Source organism: Cupriavidus sp. BIC8F, assembly GCF_032465815.1.
GTDB lineage: Bacteria > Pseudomonadota > Gammaproteobacteria > Burkholderiales > Burkholderiaceae > Cupriavidus > Cupriavidus necator.
In genome coordinates this window covers 295,662-314,650 of record NZ_CP136096.1, presented here as the reverse complement: position 1 = coordinate 314,650, position 18,989 = coordinate 295,662, and the positions used below count along the sequence as shown (strand labels likewise).

General features: G+C 60.0%; 19 protein-coding genes and 1 pseudogene. 9 read left to right on the top strand and 11 right to left on the bottom strand.

Features of this window, described 5'->3' with window-relative positions; all coding sequences use genetic code 11:
• Positions 1-641: 641 nt before the first annotated feature.
• The 3 genes from RS901_RS36330 to RS901_RS36320 all read right to left on the bottom strand — a co-directional run bounded on the left by RS901_RS36330 (position 642) and on the right by RS901_RS36320 (position 4,584).
• Positions 642-1,655, bottom strand: a complete 1,014-nt coding sequence (locus RS901_RS36330; RefSeq protein ID WP_316157480.1) for a CAP domain-containing protein — start codon at positions 1,653-1,655, stop codon at positions 642-644.
• A 533-nt stretch (positions 1,656-2,188) separates the two neighbouring features.
• A complete protein-coding gene (locus RS901_RS36325; RefSeq protein ID WP_316157479.1) occupies positions 2,189-3,364 on the bottom strand; it encodes a FlhC family transcriptional regulator in 1,176 nt (391 codons plus the stop codon).
• A gap of 11 nt (positions 3,365-3,375) precedes the next feature.
• Positions 3,376-4,584 carry a hypothetical protein gene (locus RS901_RS36320; protein WP_316157478.1) on the bottom strand — a complete coding sequence of 403 codons (1,209 nt, stop codon included), beginning with the start codon at positions 4,582-4,584 and terminating at the stop codon, positions 3,376-3,378.
• Positions 4,585-5,001: 417 nt separating this feature from the next.
• On the opposite strand from RS901_RS36320, the pseudogene RS901_RS36315 reads away from it, so the two are divergent.
• The 7 genes and pseudogenes from RS901_RS36315 (at position 5,002) to RS901_RS36285 (ending at position 10,661) form a co-directional block, all read left to right on the top strand.
• Positions 5,002-6,554: pseudogene (locus tag RS901_RS36315) on the top strand (IS3 family transposase).
• A 290-nt stretch (positions 6,555-6,844) separates the two neighbouring features.
• Positions 6,845-7,153: a hypothetical protein gene (locus RS901_RS36310; RefSeq protein WP_316157477.1), complete on the top strand. Its 309-nt coding sequence runs from the start codon at positions 6,845-6,847 to the stop codon at positions 7,151-7,153.
• Between the two features lie 95 nt (positions 7,154-7,248).
• Positions 7,249-7,677 carry a hypothetical protein gene (locus RS901_RS36305; protein ID WP_316157476.1) on the top strand — a complete coding sequence of 143 codons (429 nt, stop codon included), beginning with the start codon at positions 7,249-7,251 and terminating at the stop codon, positions 7,675-7,677.
• Positions 7,678-7,680: 3 nt separating this feature from the next.
• Positions 7,681-8,481 carry a hypothetical protein gene (locus tag RS901_RS36300; protein ID WP_316157475.1) on the top strand — a complete coding sequence of 267 codons (801 nt, stop codon included), beginning with the start codon at positions 7,681-7,683 and terminating at the stop codon, positions 8,479-8,481.
• A gap of 12 nt (positions 8,482-8,493) precedes the next feature.
• On the top strand, positions 8,494-9,063 hold the full coding sequence (locus RS901_RS36295) for a single-stranded DNA-binding protein (protein ID WP_316157474.1): 570 nt from the start codon (positions 8,494-8,496) through the stop codon (positions 9,061-9,063).
• A 210-nt stretch (positions 9,064-9,273) separates the two neighbouring features.
• The gene (locus RS901_RS36290; RefSeq protein WP_316157473.1) at positions 9,274-10,350 is read left to right on the top strand and encodes a primase-helicase zinc-binding domain-containing protein; all 1,077 of its coding nucleotides are present in this window, start codon (positions 9,274-9,276) and stop codon (positions 10,348-10,350) included.
• A 101-nt stretch (positions 10,351-10,451) separates the two neighbouring features.
• Positions 10,452-10,661 carry a hypothetical protein gene (locus RS901_RS36285; RefSeq protein WP_316157472.1) on the top strand — a complete coding sequence of 70 codons (210 nt, stop codon included), beginning with the start codon at positions 10,452-10,454 and terminating at the stop codon, positions 10,659-10,661.
• A gap of 278 nt (positions 10,662-10,939) precedes the next feature.
• Here RS901_RS36285 and RS901_RS36280 read toward each other — a convergent pair whose 3' ends face one another.
• From RS901_RS36280 to RS901_RS36270, 3 genes are all read right to left on the bottom strand, one after another.
• The gene (locus RS901_RS36280; RefSeq protein ID WP_316157471.1) at positions 10,940-11,428 is read right to left on the bottom strand and encodes a hypothetical protein; all 489 of its coding nucleotides are present in this window, start codon (positions 11,426-11,428) and stop codon (positions 10,940-10,942) included.
• Between the two features lie 11 nt (positions 11,429-11,439).
• Positions 11,440-12,441, bottom strand: a complete 1,002-nt coding sequence (locus tag RS901_RS36275) for a PRTRC system protein D (protein WP_316157470.1) — start codon at positions 12,439-12,441, stop codon at positions 11,440-11,442.
• Between the two features lie 578 nt (positions 12,442-13,019).
• Complete coding sequence (locus RS901_RS36270) at positions 13,020-13,253, bottom strand: hypothetical protein (protein ID WP_316157469.1); 234 nt, start codon at positions 13,251-13,253, stop codon at positions 13,020-13,022.
• Between the two features lie 300 nt (positions 13,254-13,553).
• On the opposite strand from RS901_RS36270, the gene RS901_RS36265 reads away from it, so the two are divergent.
• Complete coding sequence (locus RS901_RS36265; RefSeq protein WP_316157468.1) at positions 13,554-14,705, top strand: integrase domain-containing protein; 1,152 nt, start codon at positions 13,554-13,556, stop codon at positions 14,703-14,705.
• Positions 14,706-14,863: 158 nt separating this feature from the next.
• Here RS901_RS36265 and RS901_RS36260 read toward each other — a convergent pair whose 3' ends face one another.
• Both RS901_RS36260 and RS901_RS36255 read right to left on the bottom strand, forming a co-directional pair.
• On the bottom strand, positions 14,864-14,995 hold the full coding sequence (locus tag RS901_RS36260) for a hypothetical protein (RefSeq protein ID WP_316157467.1): 132 nt from the start codon (positions 14,993-14,995) through the stop codon (positions 14,864-14,866).
• 171 nt (positions 14,996-15,166) lie between these two features.
• On the bottom strand, positions 15,167-15,574 hold the full coding sequence (locus tag RS901_RS36255; RefSeq protein WP_316157466.1) for a DUF6788 family protein: 408 nt from the start codon (positions 15,572-15,574) through the stop codon (positions 15,167-15,169).
• On the opposite strand from RS901_RS36255, the gene RS901_RS36250 reads away from it, so the two are divergent.
• A complete protein-coding gene (locus RS901_RS36250; RefSeq protein WP_316157465.1) occupies positions 15,560-16,153 on the top strand; it encodes a DUF4277 domain-containing protein in 594 nt (197 codons plus the stop codon). The two genes, RS901_RS36255 and RS901_RS36250, sit on opposite strands and share 15 nt — an antisense overlap.
• A gap of 21 nt (positions 16,154-16,174) precedes the next feature.
• Here the strand turns inward: RS901_RS36250 and RS901_RS36245 are convergent, their stop codons facing one another.
• From RS901_RS36245 to RS901_RS36235, 3 genes are read right to left on the bottom strand one after another with little or no spacing between them, the layout of a single operon-like run.
• Positions 16,175-17,191: a site-specific integrase gene (locus tag RS901_RS36245; protein WP_316157464.1), complete on the bottom strand. Its 1,017-nt coding sequence runs from the start codon at positions 17,189-17,191 to the stop codon at positions 16,175-16,177.
• Positions 17,184-18,134: a tyrosine-type recombinase/integrase gene (locus RS901_RS36240; RefSeq protein WP_316157463.1), complete on the bottom strand. Its 951-nt coding sequence runs from the start codon at positions 18,132-18,134 to the stop codon at positions 17,184-17,186. Before RS901_RS36240 ends, RS901_RS36245 begins: the two co-directional genes overlap by 8 nt.
• Positions 18,131-18,799 carry a tyrosine-type recombinase/integrase gene (locus RS901_RS36235; RefSeq protein ID WP_316157462.1) on the bottom strand — a complete coding sequence of 223 codons (669 nt, stop codon included), beginning with the start codon at positions 18,797-18,799 and terminating at the stop codon, positions 18,131-18,133. The genes RS901_RS36240 and RS901_RS36235 overlap by 4 nt, the downstream gene beginning before the upstream one ends.
• Positions 18,800-18,989 lie beyond the last annotated feature (190 nt).

Genomic DNA, 18,989 nt, shown 5'->3' with positions numbered 1-18,989 from the left:
CTTCAACAGCGGCCGCACAGTTGTACACCTTTCCGGCGTCACCAATGACAGTGGCAGACTGTCCTGCCGGGAAGATCTGGCTCGTCCAGATTGGTCTGGCCACTTGCGGTGCTCCGGCGCCGCCCCCCCCGCCACCGCCTCCACCACCGCCTCCACCATCGCCAAACACGGTGACGTTTGTACTTGTTGCTGGCGGTTTTGCGTTGGGTGGCGGCGTGCCGGTTCCAGCGGCTACCCCATACGCATACTCGTACACATCCCGGCAAGGTTTCGGAGGCAGTAACGTAGAGTATGTGCTGTTCGGCAGTGTCCCCTACGATCAATTGAAAGCTTCTGGCGGATACGCAGCATTGACGTCTGCGCTGGTCACCGTGAGAAATCCCGGGGCGTCGACGGTCGTGAACGGGTGGGTCATCACTCATGGCACACCGTCAATGCAGTTTCAAGTCGTCACAGGGCCTGGGTTCGACTCGGCCTTGACAGGCGGCGGCAGCAACGGCCCAGGGACGTGCTTCACTTGGACCTACTTGGCGCCGGCCAGTGTTTGCAATAACGGCTCTACAGTGCAATGAGACTAGCCCGCGGGAGAATATGGCCCGCAGCGATGCGGGCCATTTCCTATTTTGCAGCTTGGCGCTACGTCAGAATGCCGTGAAGCTCCAAGACTTGCTGATAGCTACGCCGTTGCGAGCGCCAGCGAAAGTTGCGGTGTAAGTGCCAGCCGCGAGCGGTTGGGTAGGGAGAAGGAAGGCCACTCCACTGTAGACGTAGGGATCAGAGATAGCCGAAGCGACTGAGCCCGGCTTCGCGGCGCTGGCAACCAGAATTCTGGCGGGAACTGCACTACCCCCCGGGCCGGTGAGGGTAAAACTTGAGACCGTCAGCACGTCACTTGCATTGGGAGCTGGAACCCTGAACATGACAGGGTGGCCTGCGCTCGGCAGATCCGGGGCCGGGCTTGGCGACTCCGCGGTGGCGGTGAATGTTCCTGGGACGCTTTCGGCGTCGATCGGAGAGTAAGCAAAGGCGTTCGTCGCCATTTGCTGTCCACCCCACTGCGGGAGGCCATATCCGCTGCCGTTTGCACCGGTCTTTACGCCAAAATTCATAACGCAATAACCCTCGCGAATGGAAAGGCCGATCGTCTCCTGGTTGCTGGTGATGCCCTGCAGGTGATACACCGAGTTCCTAAAGTCCGCTAGGCAGCCAATGGAACCATCTGCCGCTTGGCTGATCCACTGGTCCTTCGAGGCGCCCGCGGCCACACCTTGTTCGTAAGGAGTTGCACCGGTAAAGCCGGGCTTGCCGGCAGTTTCCTCGTGACCAACCGCAGAATTTGCTTTCAGGTACGCGACGTGGTTGTCCGCGGCGACATCGAGGGCTGTATCTTGCTTCAGGGCGCCGACGCCCATCTTGATCCGATAGTCGCTCAGGGCATTGAACGCTGTCAGACGCAGGTCGCCACTGGGGTACGTAGGGGCGGAGACCGTTGTCGCCGGCGGCACCGACGTCGGAGCCTGCGGAACCGTTGGCGTGGTTGGTGTACTCGGCTCCCGCTTGGAGCCACCGTCGTCGCCACCACCACCGCCACATGCGGCAAGAGCGAGCGTCATGGCCGTGGCCAGGACCGAGAGAGCGAATTTGGAGTTTTGCATTTTTCTTCTCTGATTTTGAATCGGCCGGGGATCGGTCCGTTATTTTTAGCTTAACGTCCGGGGCGCAAAGTCAAGTCCGCGCCCAGCCTTCGGCCGGCGTGAGCATACACGAAGAGGACCACTATCTAGACGACAAACTAAAGCCAACTTTGACCCCCTGAAGGTGGGGCATCAGCATCAGTGGTGTAAAGGATCCGGCCGCAGTGGTTGCAAATATGGTGCTGCCGCATGGAGAGGAACCGTTGTTCGCGTCACAGGCGGATGCTGCGCGATCCGCAATAGGAGCAGGGCATGCCATTATCCGTTGCGCATTCAGGATGCTTCCCGCAGTACTGCTGAAGCCTTGGGGTCGCCCGTGACGGAAGCAGATACAGCAGGAAGAGGCCGATGTAATGTGTGCAGAAGCAGATCAACGCCCACTTCCAGCCGCTTCGTCCCCATTGTCGCGCGAGCTTGTATGCCAGGACCGGGGGCACCACAAAGACGAGAACGAATAGAATAGCGGTACTCATCATCGTTCAGTCCTCTTTGATCTATTTGCGCCGGCGCGCCGCGCCATTTGCACCGCCCAGTAGCCCACTGCAGCCAGGGCAGGAGAATGCATGGCTGAGTTCAATACGGGGTGCCACGTTTGCAATGAGATAGGGTGTCCGACATACCCTGCAGGGTGCCAATTCGAGTTGCGCATCGGTGGACATGGTTCGGCAAATGTGACATGCCCGATCGGCAGATATCTTGGACGCAGTTCCGAAGAATTTGTCGAAGAGATCGTAGGCCGCGATGAATGCCTCCGGGACATTAGCGCCGAACACCAATCCAATGCGATACAGCGAGACGATGATCGTCGCCTGAAGGCGATGGGTCGGGTGCTCGAAGTACCAGGCGGTCGACGTCGGTAGCTGACCCGAGGGCGAAGATTTTCCGTGGATCTGCTGAAACAGCTTGCGGGTACGTGTCGAGGTAATGCCCAGCAGCGATGTGATAGTCGAGGCCCGGCAGTGGCTTCGGACCATCATTTCGCTGTAGACCTTCTTTTGGAATGGCTCCAAACGGAGGTTCGTCCAGCTGTTCTTTGTCGCCATGCGATCGGCGCGCAGCGGGGTGGAAGTCAGGAAGTGATGCCCATTCGAATCGGGACTCAGCCGATTGGAATCGAAGTCGATCCAGAAAGTCCTGCTATGCAGGCGCCAACGGAAGATCGGGAAGTCGACTCGCGCAATGGCCATGTCAAAGACGTGCTGCGGGAGCGAACGCAGATACTCTGCTAGCTCCTTGTTGATTCCGAGAAGAGGCGCGGCCAGAATGCTGACATGGAGCAGCTCGACCATCAGCCATATGTAATGGCGATTGTTGTAGAACAAGCGAAGCTTGTCGTCGTTGGTCCAGCCAGGCAACTGGGAGCGCAGTGTGTCGACGGCTAGCGTGGTCGTTGTGTTCTCCGTCAAGCAACGCCAGTCCTGTACATCGGCGAGCGTTGGTACGACAACGAGGAATGGGGTACCCATCAAATCGCGTTGCGTGGCCTCTGCCTTGCGGACCTTGTCGACGGCACCTTTGCCAATATGCAGCACCTGCTCAAGCTCAGGGTGCGCGCCGAGCAGTTCCGCAAGGTGATCTGTGAGGTGATAGTTTGCCGACCGAATCCGATCGCATGTCATCCGGGTGAGTTGCAAACGATCAAACTCGGCGGTGGGGGAGTGCTGTTGCATATCTCTTGCTCTCATCGGGCATTCAGGGCCGAGCGAATGTCAGCGTGGAGGCGGGAGATGATGCTGTCGAGCACCGTCAAGGCCGGGCGAAATTCGGAGATGTCTCCGGCCATATGTACGGTGAGTTGCGCCGACGCAAATGTCGAAAGGATTTGCTCGAATTGGGTCACCAGTTTGGCGAGGTCATCACGGGCGCGCGCACGCCTATCCAGGACAGAAGAACGTTCTGCGATTTCGCACTCAATCTGCTGACGCCGCGACTGGATATCGGCCAGATCTGCCTTTGCCGAGGAGAGTTCGTCATTCTTCGCGGCCAGGGCCTCTTCCAGAGAGGCATAGCCTGGCGGGACGATCTGCACTTCAACGGTTTCCGGGCGGGTATTGGCCTTCGAAAACGCCATGCGTTCCTGCAGCTCCCGCTTCTCGCGTTCCAGATCATCGATCTGCATCCGGATGGCGCTGTAGCTCAAGTTTTGCCGGGTCATCTCCTCCCGTACGTGACTCAGCGCTTCCCGATCCGCGTCGCGTTCTGACGCCAATCGTCCGAGCTCAGTATTGAGGCGCCGAATCTCAAAATCCTTGTCAGCATTCTCGGAAACCGTACTTGCAAGTTCCGCCGTCGCGATGTCCAACTTGGTTTGGACGTCGATAACCTCCTCCTCCTGCTTACGAAGCCGCTCGACGAACTTGCGAATGTCCTTGCGATGGTAGGCCGGGTCGTTCTCCTTGAATTCGATGACCGCGTCGATTTCCTCCGACGAGTAGTCACGCCGGCGGAGAACCATAAGTTCACCGATATTGAGCTTGGAAAGCGCGCCGTTGTGCTGAAGAAAGCGATGGTAGAGACTCAGGTATAGCTGTGCCTGGCTACGAGTTAGGTCCAGTGCCTCCTCAGCGATGATGAAAAACATGTCGCGTGCGCGTGACCGTGCCGCTCGGGTGTCGCCATACTCAGCAGCGACGATTTCCGTCGTTGATTCATGCATGAGCAGAAGGTCCGCCCCAAGGTCCTGGAGCAGACGAGAGATCTTGTCCTTCGTGCGCTGAATGTTTCGGACACATTGGAGAAGACGGCTGAATGCGTCCTCGTTGACTGGAACGGTACCCAGCGCATTGCGTAAGGCCATCTCCGCTCGGGAGACCTCAGGTTGCACAGGGAAATTCACGATGTCTGCCCGCACGGCAGGAACGTCTTCAGTTTTGATTTTTTTCTGCGGCATTTTTCGCTCACTCGGAAAGAACCTGACAACCAGCGTTACGGCCCAGAAGCGTTGTCAAGTCCTCATGGAGAGTACGGAACGTGCGACGCCTTTGGGTCAGCAAAAGCTCTTCATTTAGGGGCGTCTTTTGCCGGGAAAGGTGCAAAGCTGATTGCTTATGCTTCGCTTATCGGTACCGTCTGCCCGGGAATTTAGGGGTTTACCCCTAAAGTTAGGGGTCGATATTAGACATTCGAAAAACAGAAATAAACAAACCTTAATTTGCGGACGCGACCTCAAACTATGAGCATGCTCATGCGTTTTTCCCGGAAAGCCACCGTCTTTTGGTTAGCTTTCTGCCTACCCCCCGGCGTCAGGATAGATGTCACGTCACCTGATTCTTAGAGACGAGGTCCGGGGGCGGTAAAATCAGGGTAAATGAAAGCCTACTCAGCAGAGAGAAGAGAAGCGCTGGTGCGCCGCATGATGCCGCCAGAAAACGTGCTGGTTTCAGCGCTGGCCAGGGAAACGGGGATTACCGAGCAGACGTTGTACACGTGGCGCCGACAGGCGAAAGGAAAGGGGCTGGTCGTGCCGGGCGATGGGAAGAATCCCGAAGGATGGTCTTCGGAAGACAAGTTTGCGGTAGTGCTGGAAACCGCCCCGCTCAATGCAGCGGAGCTGGCCGAGTACTGCCGGCGCAAGGGTCTTTATCCCGAACAGATCGCCGCCTGGCGGGCCGCCTGTCTGGCAGCCAATGCGAACGCTGCGGAGCAGGCGCGGGAGCAGCGGCATCAGTCGAAAGACGACAGGAAACGCATCCACCAGCTCGAGAAGGAATTACAGCGCAAGGAGAAAGCGCTGGCGGAAGCGGCTGCGCTGCTGATTCTGAGAAAAAAAGCCCAGGCGATCTGGGGAGACAAAGAGGACGATTGATCAACGTCCCGGATCGCCTGTTATGTATATCGTTGATCCGCGAGGCAGCGCAGTCCGGCTGCCGGTTGGAGAAGGCTTGCAAAGAACTGGGCCTGAGCCTGCGCACGTTCCAGCGCTGGGTGGGTGACGGCGACGCGGTGCCGGCCGATCGCCGCACGACGACCGTGCGGCCGGAACCGGGCAACAAACTGAGCGACGCCGAACGGCAACAGATTCTTGAGGTTGCCATCAGTGAGGAGTTTGCCAGCCTGCCGCCCAGCCAGATCGTGCCGGGTCTGGCCGACCGCGGCGTGTACCTCGCGTCGGAGTCGAGCTTTTACCGTGTGCTGCGCAGCGTTTCGCAGCAGCACCACCGGGGTCGTGCGCGCCAACCCTCGGCTCGGGTGGTGACCAGTCATTGTGCGACGGCGCCGAACCAGGTCTGGTCGTGGGACATCACGTGGCTGCCGTCGGCGGTCAAGGGGCGGTATTACTACTGGTACATGATGCTGGACGTGTTCAGCCGCAAAATTGTCGGTCACGAAGTGCATGAGGCGGAATCGGCGGAACTGGCCGCACTGCTGATGCGGCGTGCCAGTCTGGCCGAGAGCCTGGCGGGACGTCCGCTGGTGCTGCACTCGGATAACGGCAGCCCGATGAAAGGCGCGACGATGCTCGCCACCCTGGAAAACCTGGGAGTGGCGGCGTCGTTCAGCCGGCCGCGCGTGAGCAACGACAACCCGTACGCCGAGTCGCTGTTCCGCACCTGCAAGTACCGGCCCAACTACCCACGCAGGCCGTTCGGCAGTGTCGATGAGGCCCGTGCCTGGACGCAGCAGTTCGTGCGTTGGTACAACCACGAGCACAAACACAGCGGCCTGAAATTCGTCACGCCGGCGCAGCGCCACAACGGTGTAGCCGCTGCTGTGCTTGCGCAGCGCAAGGCCGTGTACGCGGAGGCCAAGGCGCGCAATCCGCAGCGTTGGTCTCGATCGACGCGCAATTGGGAGCTGGAGAATGAAGTCTGGCTCAATCCGGAACGGATGCAGCCGCAAGAACTAAAGCAGTCCGCATGAAGTGACGCGTCAACTATCTTGACAACCGCCGCTACCTTCCTTGATCCTCTGTCGTTAGGATCGTGACAAACCTGCGTTCAGACGCATCGACCTAGCGCGCGCGCCAATTGGCGGCAGCGCTCAATCTCATAGTCCTCCGCCCACGCCAGCGTGCTTTCGCCATGCGTTACTGCATGCCGCAAGCGCGTTGAAGCGCAGCTGTTCCTCCAGAGATTCCTTGCTCCTCGGAGCATCGAACCATCGCCTGGCATCCGCCAGGAAATCCCTTGCAACGTTTCTGGAGAGAAACCATGGAATCCTTTGTCACGAATCTCATCAAGCGTCCGTTCAAATTCTTCATGCTCTGCATGGTGTTGTACATGGCGTCGCAGTCGTTCATCGTCGGTGCCTTTGTGACCGTCGTTGGACTGTCATTCCTGTATCACCGGGTCATTGCCTGGAACAAGGCCATTCCCGCAGCGCCCAAGGTTTCCATGCCGGATATCCAATCCAAATCGAAGCACGAAGCGCAGGAGATGGCGGAGCCCAAGCAACAACCTTATGAGCGCTCGGCAGTGGTTACGCCGCTTCGTCGAACGGGAACGTACGACCGTTCCTGATCCGTTGCCGCCTCTTTGAGGCGGCGCTTTCCACCTGTCGCGGGTACCCGTTACCCGCCGGCTGGTGGGTCTTCGGGTGCCTGTCCGGAGACTAAATGAAAACGACGACAGCTGGATGGCAGCTCGACTTCTTCGGTGAAGCGGCCGCCATCGTAATGCCCCCTCCCAAGCTCGACCCGTTGCCCGACCCCTCTTTCTGGAGCGAGGCGGTGCGCGAGAAAATGGTCGACGCTCTCATCAGCCTCGCCTGCGATAGCCGCCGCGGCGACAACATGCCGGAGTCCCTTATCGACTGTGCCGAGATGTTGCGTGCCCGCATGCGCAATCGGGCTCTCGACCTGGAGGAGTACTCCATGACGCTCGGCTGGATATTTGGCTATTGGAATGGCGCGTTGCCATACAGCTACGTCTGCGGCGTATCCGGGGTCAACCCTGAGACCCTGCAAGACGTGATTCTCAATCACGCCAGGCTGCGTGGCGACCTCGATGCGGTCCGACGTTTGTGCTGTGGCTCCCTTCTTTAGACCATGACTTGGCTTAATCTCATCAAGCGTGTGGCCGGTGTTCTGAGCGCGGAACAGAGAGGGTCATCCTCTTCCAGCATGATCCCGGTCGGCACAGGCGCCGCCAACGAGCGGCAGTTCTATGTTCACGGCATCCCCCATCTGCTTCGGGACGAAGGTGATCGCGTAATCCACTTCGTTGGGGGCTTTCATCATCGGCTGCAGAGCACGCCGTATGGCGACAAGCTGCTGCCGGAGGTGATCCCTCGTTGGAAACAGGTCAGCGTGCATCCAGGCGAAGCGCTAGAGAAGGTCGCGGCTGACGTCATTTTTCAAGCCGAGCGCGAACTCACGCCGGACTCGCCGACAAGTAGTGACGCGCCAGCAGGAGGGCGCCGCTTTCAGGCAACGCGCAGCTTGGATGGCGTCCAGCCATCGCGCAGCAAACGCGAAGGCGGCGAGCGGGAAGGGGGCGGAAGCGCCTCCTCTGAAAAGGGTTCCACTTCCGCCTACACCGTTGGCAAGCTCATCGAGTGGGGCGAAATGGAGTTCCCCAATCGTAAGTCTGGTGGGCCACGTACCTACACGTCGTTTGCCGTCAAGCTGTACATGGGTGCCGGCGAGAAGACCCTGCAGGGCGAAGGTCTGAAGGACGCTCTCGCAGAAGCCGGTTGCAAGCTAGGTGACCGTGTTGCGGTCAAACGCCTGCGCAAGGAGAAGGTGCCAGCCTTCGATAAGAAGACTGGCGATCCCATTAAGGACCCAAGGACCGGAGAGCAGAAACTCTGGGACAGATGGGTCTGGAACATCAATCTCGTTCATTGAATAGGAAGCACCATGGCATCCGTCAACAAAGTCATCCTCCTGGGCAACCTCGGGGCAGATCCTGAAACTCGTTACATGCCCAGTGGCGACGCGGTGACAAACATCCGTGTTGCGACCACCGATCGCTACAAGGATAAGCAGTCCGGCGAAATGAAGGAAGCAACCGAATGGCATCGCATTTCGTTCTTCGGCAAGCTGGCAGAAATCGCTGGTCAGTACCTGCGCAAGGGTTCGTCGGTCTACATCGAAGGCCGCATTCGTACGCGCAAGTGGCAGGATCAATCCGGCCAGGACAAGTACAGTACAGAGATCGTCGCCGATCAAATGCAGATGCTCGGCGGTCGCGCAGGTGCCAACGATGACGACGGCGATGCCGGCGCAGAGCGAGGAGCTTCGCAGCAGCGTCGTGGGAGTGAGCAGCGCTCGGCTCCGCCAACGCAACGCTCGGCCGGGGCGCGTCAGCAGCCTGCGCAACCGCCGTCGGGTGGCTTCGGCGGATTCGACGACGAGGAGATTCCGTTCGCGCGACCTGCAGCGCTCGATGGCATTCCTTTCCGCAACGATGGCGCGCCGATGTACTGACGCGCCCCTCCAAGAAGTACCTCTTTGAACTGACTGCTACCGGCTTGCCCGGTAGCAGCGGTGCCTTTCTCGGCCGGTCGGCCAAATCCCCATATTCCCCAGCAAAACGCCGTGCTGAAAAGACCTTCTGGCTACGGCCGGGACGTCTTTTGAGCAAGCGTTCCTTCGCCTGTCTCAGGCATCGACCAACCCTCCATCTGGAGCCATCCCATGAAAGAACTGAGTGACATTGTGAAAAGCTGGACGCCCGCTCAATGGGACGCTCTGGTGAGGCAGTACCTGCCAGCGGAAGTCCTGCCGGACAACTTCTGGCGAGGACGTCCTGGTCCTTGCCCCCTATGCGGCGGCCATGACCGCTTTACCTATGACAACAAGCGCGGCCGCGGCGATTGGGTGTGCCGCAAGTGCAATGCGGGCAACCCCAAAGCCGGCGACGGTCTGGAGCTTGTGCGCTGCTACACCGGCATGCCGTATTGGCAACTGCAGCGCGAATTGAACGGCGAGCCAGCCGTTCCGGTTGATCCTCGGCCTTACCGGCCTGTTCCCGCGCGGCATTGCAGGCCCGATGACTCCGCGGCCAAGATGCGGCGCATCGTCAAGCAGTGGAACTCTGCCGCCGAGTTGGTACATGGCGATCACGCCATGCGCTATCTCGCAGGCCGGGTTCCGGATCTGCGAGCGCCGCGGCCCGCTTCGTTGCGGCTGGCGGTGCAGGACTACTGGTATGAGGGCCAGCTAGTCGGTCGCTATCCCACCATCGTTGCGCAGTTCAGCCTGCCAGATGGACGCATGGCCACGGTGCATCGGACGTCGCTGGACCCGGTATCGCCTGCCAAGGCGACGATCGTAAGCGCTGACGGTGAAATCCTGCCGGCCAAGCGAAATGACGCATCGGCGTTACCGGTTGCAGGTGGCGCGGTGCGATTGATGCAGCCGCGTGCCGGTGAAGTTGGCGTTGCCGAAGGGCTGGAGAATGCCTATGCAGCTTACATGCTCTTTGGCGTGCCGGCCTGGAGTTGCTTGAACCGTGTGCTGCTTAGCCAGTTCGTGGTGCCACCGGACTTGGGCATCCACACCGTGCACATCTTCGCGGATTTCGACAAGGTCGATCCGAAGACAGGCAAGTCGCCCGGCATGGCCGACGCGTTGAAGTTGGAGAAGCGGTTGCGGGCCGAAGGGCTGTGCACGGTCATGCATAGACCGAAAGTCCGTGGCACGGATTTCTGCGATCAATGGCGCACCGAGTACCAGCTGCGCCTGATGTCTCAACAGGTAGCTACAGCCTGATCAGATCGCCACCAGACGGTGGCGTCATACTTAAACTCTGCCCTGTGGGTCCTTCCCATAGGGGAGGGTATCCCGTGGCAGATTCTCCAAGGAGAAATGTAATGCCGCAAAAGGGATTCACAGCAATCATCAACAAACTGCATATCCAGGCCATGCGCGCTACGGCAGCTACGGAAGTCCAGGCCGGACAATCGGAAGCGGAGTTCTTCGATGTGTACCGCCGTGAGCCGTCCGGTAGCTTCACCTTCCTGGGCCGGAAGTTCTCGTTCGATTCCGCCCTCGATTACTGTTTGGCGCCGACTCTTCACTGAGAGGCAATCCCATTAACAAAAAAATGCCCAGCGTACTGCTGGGCATTTTTTTTGTCTGAGGATATCAGCGACGCTTTCGGTTCTTGATGCCATTGTAGACAACCAGGGTGGCCTCTAGAAGGCACCACCCAATGAGGACGGTGAAGACGAAACGGTTAATGCCTTGAGTGTTGGACAGGTATTCGAACATGGCTCGCTATCCTTCGTGTCTTTGAACGATATCAGGTTGCCACACAACGAGAGTCAGTCAAGCGCCGCGAAACTCCGCGGCGCCTCGCTCACCCGAATCGCGCCATGGCGTCATTGAGCGCGCCGACATCCAGGCCGGCAAGCGGGTCAATGCCGGGATCTACAGGCACCAACACTGGTGCGGTCACTGGCGCAGCCTGCTGCCCCTCCGCTGCGGAGGCTAACGCGTGTTGCGGTCTTTCCACAACAAGCTGGCGTACCGCTGCCGGCGACGACGGCGAGATCTGCGACACGGCTGCATACGGTGCGGGCGGCTCCTCTTCGCTCGATGCTGACCGATCAGGTCGACCCCGGAGCGGAGCATCTAGTGCCGATGGTGCAACGATCGGAGCCGTTGCTACAGTATGCGGGCGCAGCAGCGTGTCGGGACCAGAGCTGAGCACAAGCTGTAGCCCTCGCTGGGCGAGCAGCTTAAGCATGAACGCCCGCTCCCGGGCTCCCGGGTACTGCCGCAGGTAAGCGAGCAGATCGGGAGCCGAGTCGGCGGACAGCGTCACGGTCATCTGAAGCTTGTCCATGGCCGGCATCCTCAGGCAGCCCTGGCGGCATGCCGTGCGGAACCGATGGTGTAGAAGCCGCGGACGTTGGCGAAGCACGGCGCGTCCATGATGTGGATCACGTTGAGCGGGAAGGCAGCACGGATGGTCGGGGCATACAGCTGGGCGCCACCACCGGTCAGGATGATGGCCCGGATATCTTCGGTGCGGCCGACGCGTGCCTGAATCTCCTTGACTGGCTGATGGGCGACGGCCATGGCCTCCGCCAGGTAGGGCGAAACATCCAGATCCTGACCATAGAACACCATGGGCTTGTCATCGCGAATGGCCTTGTCGATACGCTCGATGCTGTCGGTTGGCTGCCCACGGTCAGCCGAGATCAGGCTTGCCACTTGCTGGTAGATGCGCGCTGCGCCACCGGGCGCCCCGCCGCTTCGGGTGTCGTCCATGGTGTAGCCGCGCGCCACCACCCAGTCGGTCGTGAAGTAGCCGACATCGATGACCAGGTAGGCATTGTCAGGGTCGTACTTCTTGCCGCTCTGCTGGATGTACGTGATCAGCGTGCCCAACGGCTGCGGCAGCGGGAGGACGCTGTTGATTCGGACATCGCCCCAGCCAAAGTCATGGATGCCGGTGAAACGGTCCTTGAGGTAGGCCGAGTACTTCTGGGTATTGTGGACCGGCAGGCCGAGGACCAGCCGATCAACCTCCTTGGCATTGGCGTAGTGCAGCGATCCGGCAAGCAAGGCAGCGTAATTGGGCGTCGTCACATAATCCTCGGAGAGGGAGCGACCGGTATGGACATGGGCGGCGCTCAGCGAGACATCAGGCCCGACCTCATATCGCGCGCCGTCGATCTCCATATTCACGACGTTGCGTGCCCGGAAGATGCCACCAGCGTGCGCGGTGAGGGAGGATGTCGCGGCAACGGGTGCCAGGGACGGGAACATGTTAGTTGCGATGTCCGAGCCAAGCGGGAAGGCGGACTTGGTGTTGCCGTAGCCAACATCGATTGCGACGGTCGAGATCTTCATTTGGGCTCCTTGGCGATTCATAGAGGTGGATGGCTCGATTTGCCGAATGTCCTTCGTACCTCGAGCAAGTGGGACTTCGTGCTCCCGAGTCCCACTCACTCACCTCGGGGCGGTACGAGCATCTGGGACTTGGTCGGACTTTGTCGGTCTTGCTTTGAGAACGTCGGATTAATTGGCACATCGACATAGCCCACTCTACCGTCGGAAAATCGAAGTCAAGTCGCCGAAAGCTCGCGATTTTGCAGTGGCAAACGTTGCCGTTTGGCGCACGCCTGGTATATGCTTCGAGCACTTACCGCGTCCCCAACGCATCGACCTCGCCGCCAGCTGCGCGGCAAATCCAGCATGCAAAGCCCCGACATCCTGGCCTTGCGATCGCCAGTTGTTCACGCCGGAAATTGAACCGGCATTTTTTTCAATCAAATCAAGTGGACCGTGTCGGATAGTGAGGACACCGGACACCGCGATACCAAGCCGATTGGCGGTCTGTTCGTGAAAATAGACCGTAGTGTGGACAATTCCGAAGCCGGACACCGGACAGGTGCTCTGTGGAATTTCCACGAATGCCCGACGCCCTTTCAGCCGCTTGGCTGGGCGCGGATCACGAAGCCCGACACACCGCGGCGGGGATGATCCGGCTTTGGGGCGGGGAGCTGTTTGCGTACCGAACAAACGGTGGACGCAGGCTTCTGAGCAATATCGACCCGGGGGGCGCTACCGGTACCAGAACGGCGCAACAAGTAATCACTCATCACGGCATCGGCCGGCTGCACCAGGACGAAATCCCTGGCGCCGTCAGGGCTGGCATCCATTGATGCACCGGATAGGGTGGCCGCGCAGCGGCGTGCAAGGCGAAGGCCTGCGCCCGCACTGCGGACAGTCACGACGCATTGCTTCCATGCTCAGGGCTGATCGGTTTGGCATCGCTAAAGGACAGGAAGGTAGTGGCAAGACCGGCTAGGTGGGCCGGAAAGCTGGGGGTGGTACCCCGGAGCACCGAGGGGACAAAGCCGGATCGGGGGTCGGCGCTGTCCAGCAGCGAGCTGCGAGGTCCGGTGGCGGACACTCGCCGTGGCGCGCACGCGCGAAGCGCAAACGTTCGAGAACGCCGTATGACCAAGACAATCAACCTGCGCCCCATCATTAACCAATACCACCTGCCAGAGAGATTCAAGGCTGAGTTCGCAGTCCTGGCTGCGGAACACTTGCACCTGCCGTATAGCGGGACGCGAGTCAGCGGCAGATCGCTGTCGCAGATGTCACAGCGACAGCGCGTGCAGGCACTTCTCGCCATGTTCGTGGAGCTGCGCAGCATTGGTGGCATGGCCGTAACCTCGCCCTACAGCATTCGGCAGAAGCACATCCGCTGGCTGGTCCAGTTTTGGGTGGAGGAGCGCAAGCTGAATGTGGGAACGGTGGAGCTACGCCTCACCCACCTGCGTGCGCTGATGTCATGGATGGGGAAGACCAACGTGGTCGGCCGAATCGAAGACTATGTGCAACGACCGGCCGGATACGAGCGCAGCTATGTTGCGCGCGAAGACCGGTCGTGGGATGGCAAGGGCATTGATGCGGCGGCGAAGATCGCCGAGATCGCGGTCACGGACGCCCACGTCGCACTGCAGCTCAAGCTGGAAGCTGGCTTTGGCCTGCGAGCAAAGGAAAGCTGGCGATTGCGGCCTGCTTTGGACGTCCTGCCATCGGGGATGCTGCTCGTGCATGACGGCACGAAAGGCGGGCGCGCCTGCCGGGTCCCGATAGAGTTCGGCTGGCAGTACGAGTTGCTCGGGCAGGCGGCAACACTCGCATACGTCACGAATCCGGAGCGAGGCACGCTGATGCCTGCTTCCTTCACCCAGAACCGGTGGCGTCGACGCTTCTATACCGTGCTGGAGAAGCACGGAATCACCAAAGACGGCGACGGTGTGACGGCGCACGGGCTGCGTCACCAATACCTGCAGCAGATGTATAAGCGGGAGAGCGGCCAGCCGGCGGCTGTGAAGGGGAGCGGGCGAGTTGTTGATGTGGCGGCACACCGCGAAGCGATGTGCAAGGTGGTGGAGGCCGCTGGCCACAGCCGGGCGACCAAAGCGAATGCCTATCTTTCTACCTACTCCACCCAGTTGAGCTTGGGTAAGAAGGAACCCACTCTGAATGAGGTCAAGGCCGCAATCTTGGCCGCCGGTGGCAACAAAGCAGTGGCTGCGCGGCAGCTTGGGATTTCAAGGACCAAGCTCTATCGAATTCTTGCGAAGCAGGGCTGAGGCCGGAACTGCTCATCGGAAGCAGGCCCCTATTCGACGCTGGTCGGCCGGCCTTCCGGCCAGTATCCGCAAACGCTCGATGGCAAAGGTATGAGCATGCTCATACTGTTTTCCCAGAAAGTTCGCAGAAAAAGGGTCGCTTTTACCGAAAAGCCGCGTCAATACAAAATCCTCGCGCTGGCTCCCTTGTGCTTTGTTGCCATTTTGGTTGCCCCATAGTCAGCCAGGCTGGCGCGCTCATTCGCGGGAAGCCAGTCGCTGTCGCGCGGCAGCTCGCGGGCGGCATCCATCGCTTTCCGGGTAAGGTATTCTCAGAGCGCCGTTCGGGTCTGAGCGGAGCGCATCACGGCATAGGCGCGGTAACACAAGAGCCGCGTCTGGCTGGTCTTGGTGATGGCTGGCCTTACTTTCCGCAGGTCGCCGATCGAATTTCCGCGTAATTTCCCGGGCGCCCCGGTAGGTCAGGGCTTGCGGGGAGCTTCGGCGTCTATTAGGCGTTCGGTTTCGTCCTCCCACGCCTGCATCAGCTTCTTCGCCTGCCGATAGTTGGCGATGGCACGCCGTAACACGGCGGCTTGCTCGGGTGAGACCGTCCGATGGACAAGCTTGCCGCCTTTCATGTGCCCCCACTCATAGTACGGGCCATGGCGTGCGTCGGGATCCTGCGCGCAGCGGCAGCCCGGCTTGCCGCAGACCTTCATGCGTTCCAGTAGCGTCCCGGAACACAGATAGTCAATCTCATTGAGCGTCTCCCGGATGCGCTCGATCCGCTCGCGGGCTTGCTTGATGACGGCTTCGGGGCGGTGTGGCATGAACTTGACTTTTAAGATTCTGTCGCTAAGCTTAGCGACAGAATGAAAGGCACGCAAGAACCTTCTCCGCACAAGGCTCGCTTCATCCTTCACAGCGAGCGCTTGGGGCCTTTACCCCTCATCAATCACTTCATCCAACGCATCGGCCTGGAGGACGTACTCGATCGACACGTCCCCTCGGACGCACGCTGTGCGGTTCCACACGCCAGAGCCCTGGGCGTCCTGCTGCGCTCGATCATCGTCGAACGCGAGCCGATTTACCGCCAGCACGACACCGTGCACGGCTTCGCCAGTGGGATGTTCGGCATCCGTGCCGAGGAGATGGCGCACCTCGGCGATGATCGGCTCGGACGCGCGCTGGATCGGCTGTTTGACGCCGACCGGTCGGCCTTGTTGACCGAGGTGGCGTTGGCGGTCGGGGAGCGTTTCGGCGTGAACTTCGACGAGTGCCATAACGACAGCACTTCGATCCGCTTCTGTGGCAGCTATCGTGGCGCCTCAGGCCGCAAGATTCGCGGGCGAACCGCACCGGTGATCACCTATGGCCACTCGAAGTATGTGGCGAGCGCAGTTATGTGGCGCAGTCCCGGGAACCCGTTGATCCATCGTGGGTTCGCCTTGGGGCTGGCCACATAACCGGGCGCCGGTCGGTTGCAGTTACAGCGAATCCAGGAAGGCCATCAATTCGGGATCCTTTCGCCAGAGCGGTCCTTGATAGGTTCGTCCTTCTTTCGGAGTCACCGTGCACATTGCGATCGCCTTCGCCTTCATCTCGAGGTCGACTTCAGCGTACCGGTTCGTAGTCTCGACCGAGACGTGACCCAGCCACGCGCGAATTGTGTTTACGTCAACACCGGATCGCAACAGATGGACGGCAGCGGTGCGCCGAATGGCATGCGGGCTGATTCTCTTCGTGCCCAAAGATGGGAGCGTCCTGGTTGCCCGCAAGACGATCCGCTCGACCAGGGTGTGGATACCGAAGCGTGTCATCGGTGCACCGCGAACATTGATGAAGAGCGGCCTCTGGGAAGCAGAATCATCTCGTTCCGCGAGCAGATCCCGGAGGACATTTGCGGTATGAGGCCATAGCGGGCAGATGCGCGTCTTGCCTCCCTTGCCACGAATGCGAACGCAGACGGAGGAACCCGGAATCAGATCGCCGATCGTGACGTCGGCAGCCTCCTGTGCGCGAGCCCCGGTATTGTAGAGAAATAGAAGAATCGCGTAGTCACGGCGGCCCTGTGCGTGATCTCGATTGGGGACGGCCAGGAGAGCATCCATTTCCGCCTTCTCCAGGTAAGGCATCGGTTGCGAAGGGACTCGTCGTAGGGGGATGCCTTGGACCTGGGTCGCAAGGTCAAGCAACTCCGGGGCTTGACTCGCGGCGAAGCGCAGGAAGGAATGGATGACAGCGAGACGGTGATTGCGGGTAGCGGCCGAGTTACCGTTGTCCTTCTCCAGGTGTTTGAGAAAGGCACGTACAGCGTCTGGTGTAATGTGTTCGACCGTGAGCTGTGTGGCGTCACTATGGTGATGGGATTCGAGAAACCGGACCAACAGGCGAATGACGTCGCGGTAGCCCTTCTGGGTGTTGCGACTCAGGCCGCGGTCGGATATCAGGTACTCCAAAAGGAAGCGGCGCACATAGGGACCGAGCAGAGAATGCTTAGCCATGGTTATCCTCCTGGCGAGATAAGGCATAGCGCTCGAAGCGGAGTGAGGCTTCGCTCAGAAGTTCCGGGATCATGGAGAGATAACATGCAGTGCCCGACACACTTGCATGTCCAAGGTAAGTAGCCAGAAGGGGCAAACGGGTCTGCAAATTGGCGCCCTCGCGATACCAGGCAAGCAGCCGGTGAACAGCAAAGGTGGCCCGCAAATCATGGATGCGTGGCTGCCAGCGATCAATGGCGGGTCGCCGGATGTCAGCCAGCTCGCGAAGCCGTGCGAACACGGATCGGACCGCGGCGTAGGAGAGCGGCTTTCCGGTCCGAAACACGAAGAGTGGTGACTGCTCTTCTGCTGGAAGCGGGAGATACTCGCGCTGGCACCGGTATTCTGCAAGCACCCTGCATAGATCGCCTCCAATCGGAACCAGGCGGGACTTGAAAAATTTCGTATCCACGATGTGCAGAACAGCGTTGGCGAGATCCACATCGCAAAGTCGCAGCGAAAGCGCCTCGCTCACACGCAACCCGGTGCCGTAAAGCAACAGGAGCAACGTTCGCAGTGTGATTCGCTGCATGCGCCATCGCCTCGATGAATCCACGATGGCCGTCGCCGCAAGAAGATGCTCAAGCTCCTCGTGCGAGTAGATATACGGCTGAAAAGTAGTCGGACTTCGCTTTGGCGGATGCGGAAGTGGGGAGACGCTGAGCAACTCCCGCCCAACCAGATAACGAAAGAAGCCGCTGAGGATGTGATGTTTGTTCCGCTGATAGCCTCCGCCAGGGCCGCCGGAGCAGAAGGCCACACACTGTCCAGCGCTGATTTCCTCGACGGGCCGGTCACCGACTGTGCGCCCGAAGTGACACAGTACTTTGGCGGCGGTGGTGAATTCGGCCCCCATCGCCTTCCTGACGCTCACGTAGGCCTCGATTGCAGGGAGCAGTTTCATGCAAGTCCCCCCAAATCTTCCATGGCCACGAGACGCAGCGCGTTCAGATCCACCTTCGTGTAAATCCGGGTTGCCTCGGCGCTGCGGTGACCCAGATGATCGCCGATCTCCTTCAGGCTGAAACCGGCATCAACGAGATGACGCGCACAGGCGTGCCGCAGCGCGTGGGGGTTGCAGCCCTTCCTTCCCGGAATTACCTCCGCAAGATGGTCATGGACGATGTGGTAAAGACCTTGGCCGGAGAGCGGACGAAAGGGCGCGAGAAGTGTCAGGAACAGGGTCCTGCCTGAATGGGGTGGACGTGCATGACGCAGGTAGTCCAGGATGGCATTGCCGACAGTTGCCTCAAGTGGATAGATATCCCGTCTGCCACTCTTGGACCGCTGGAAGTGTATCGTCTCCTGCCGCCAGTCGATATCGTCGAGCCGCAACCGGCACAGCTCACCGGAACGAATACCATAGATCGCGAGGAGCAGAAGAATTGCCCGCGCTCGAAGCTGCGCTGGTTGAGCGCCTTCGGCCCGGGAAATGGCGAGGGAAACCTGCTCCCAGGTGGGACTGACCGGAACGCCTTCATATCGGTAGATCCGCGGGGCCATGATTGCCTTCGCGAGCCCCGGGTGCACGTCGCCCTTCTCCTCGCAATAGCGCAGCCAGGCGCGCAATGATTCCGCCGCGGTCCCCATGGAAAGACGGCACCAGGAGGCAGCGAGGTGTTGAAAGTAGGCATCCAGATGTGACGCTCGAACCTGCTCAAGGCCGACGTCGTGCTGTTCGAGGTAAGCGACGAACTTGCGAGCCTGTTTGATCCGTTTGATGCATGTGGCCGGGGCCAGGCCCCGATCCTGCTGCGCA

Bases quoted from the DNA above. Each gene is read 5' to 3' on its own strand.
- RS901_RS36330 (WP_316157480.1), bottom strand. From the start codon at position 1,655: ATGCAAAACTCCAAATTCGCTCTCTCGGTCCTGGCCACGGCCATGACG.
- RS901_RS36325 (WP_316157479.1), bottom strand. From the start codon at position 3,364: ATGCAACAGCACTCCCCCACCGCCGAGTTTGATCGTTTGCAACTCACC.
- RS901_RS36320 (WP_316157478.1), bottom strand. From the start codon at position 4,584: ATGCCGCAGAAAAAAATCAAAACTGAAGACGTTCCTGCCGTGCGGGCA.
- RS901_RS36310 (WP_316157477.1), top strand. From the start codon at position 6,845: ATGGAATCCTTTGTCACGAATCTCATCAAGCGTCCGTTCAAATTCTTC.
- RS901_RS36305 (WP_316157476.1), top strand. From the start codon at position 7,249: ATGAAAACGACGACAGCTGGATGGCAGCTCGACTTCTTCGGTGAAGCG.
- RS901_RS36300 (WP_316157475.1), top strand. From the start codon at position 7,681: ATGACTTGGCTTAATCTCATCAAGCGTGTGGCCGGTGTTCTGAGCGCG.
- RS901_RS36295 (WP_316157474.1), top strand. From the start codon at position 8,494: ATGGCATCCGTCAACAAAGTCATCCTCCTGGGCAACCTCGGGGCAGAT.
- RS901_RS36290 (WP_316157473.1), top strand. From the start codon at position 9,274: ATGAAAGAACTGAGTGACATTGTGAAAAGCTGGACGCCCGCTCAATGG.
- RS901_RS36285 (WP_316157472.1), top strand. From the start codon at position 10,452: ATGCCGCAAAAGGGATTCACAGCAATCATCAACAAACTGCATATCCAG.
- RS901_RS36280 (WP_316157471.1), bottom strand. From the start codon at position 11,428: ATGGACAAGCTTCAGATGACCGTGACGCTGTCCGCCGACTCGGCTCCC.
- RS901_RS36275 (WP_316157470.1), bottom strand. From the start codon at position 12,441: ATGAAGATCTCGACCGTCGCAATCGATGTTGGCTACGGCAACACCAAG.
- RS901_RS36270 (WP_316157469.1), bottom strand. From the start codon at position 13,253: ATGGATGCCAGCCCTGACGGCGCCAGGGATTTCGTCCTGGTGCAGCCG.
- RS901_RS36265 (WP_316157468.1), top strand. From the start codon at position 13,554: ATGACCAAGACAATCAACCTGCGCCCCATCATTAACCAATACCACCTG.
- RS901_RS36260 (WP_316157467.1), bottom strand. From the start codon at position 14,995: ATGGATGCCGCCCGCGAGCTGCCGCGCGACAGCGACTGGCTTCCCGCG.
- RS901_RS36250 (WP_316157465.1), top strand. From the start codon at position 15,560: ATGAAAGGCACGCAAGAACCTTCTCCGCACAAGGCTCGCTTCATCCTT.
- RS901_RS36245 (WP_316157464.1), bottom strand. From the start codon at position 17,191: ATGGCTAAGCATTCTCTGCTCGGTCCCTATGTGCGCCGCTTCCTTTTG.
- RS901_RS36240 (WP_316157463.1), bottom strand. From the start codon at position 18,134: ATGAAACTGCTCCCTGCAATCGAGGCCTACGTGAGCGTCAGGAAGGCG.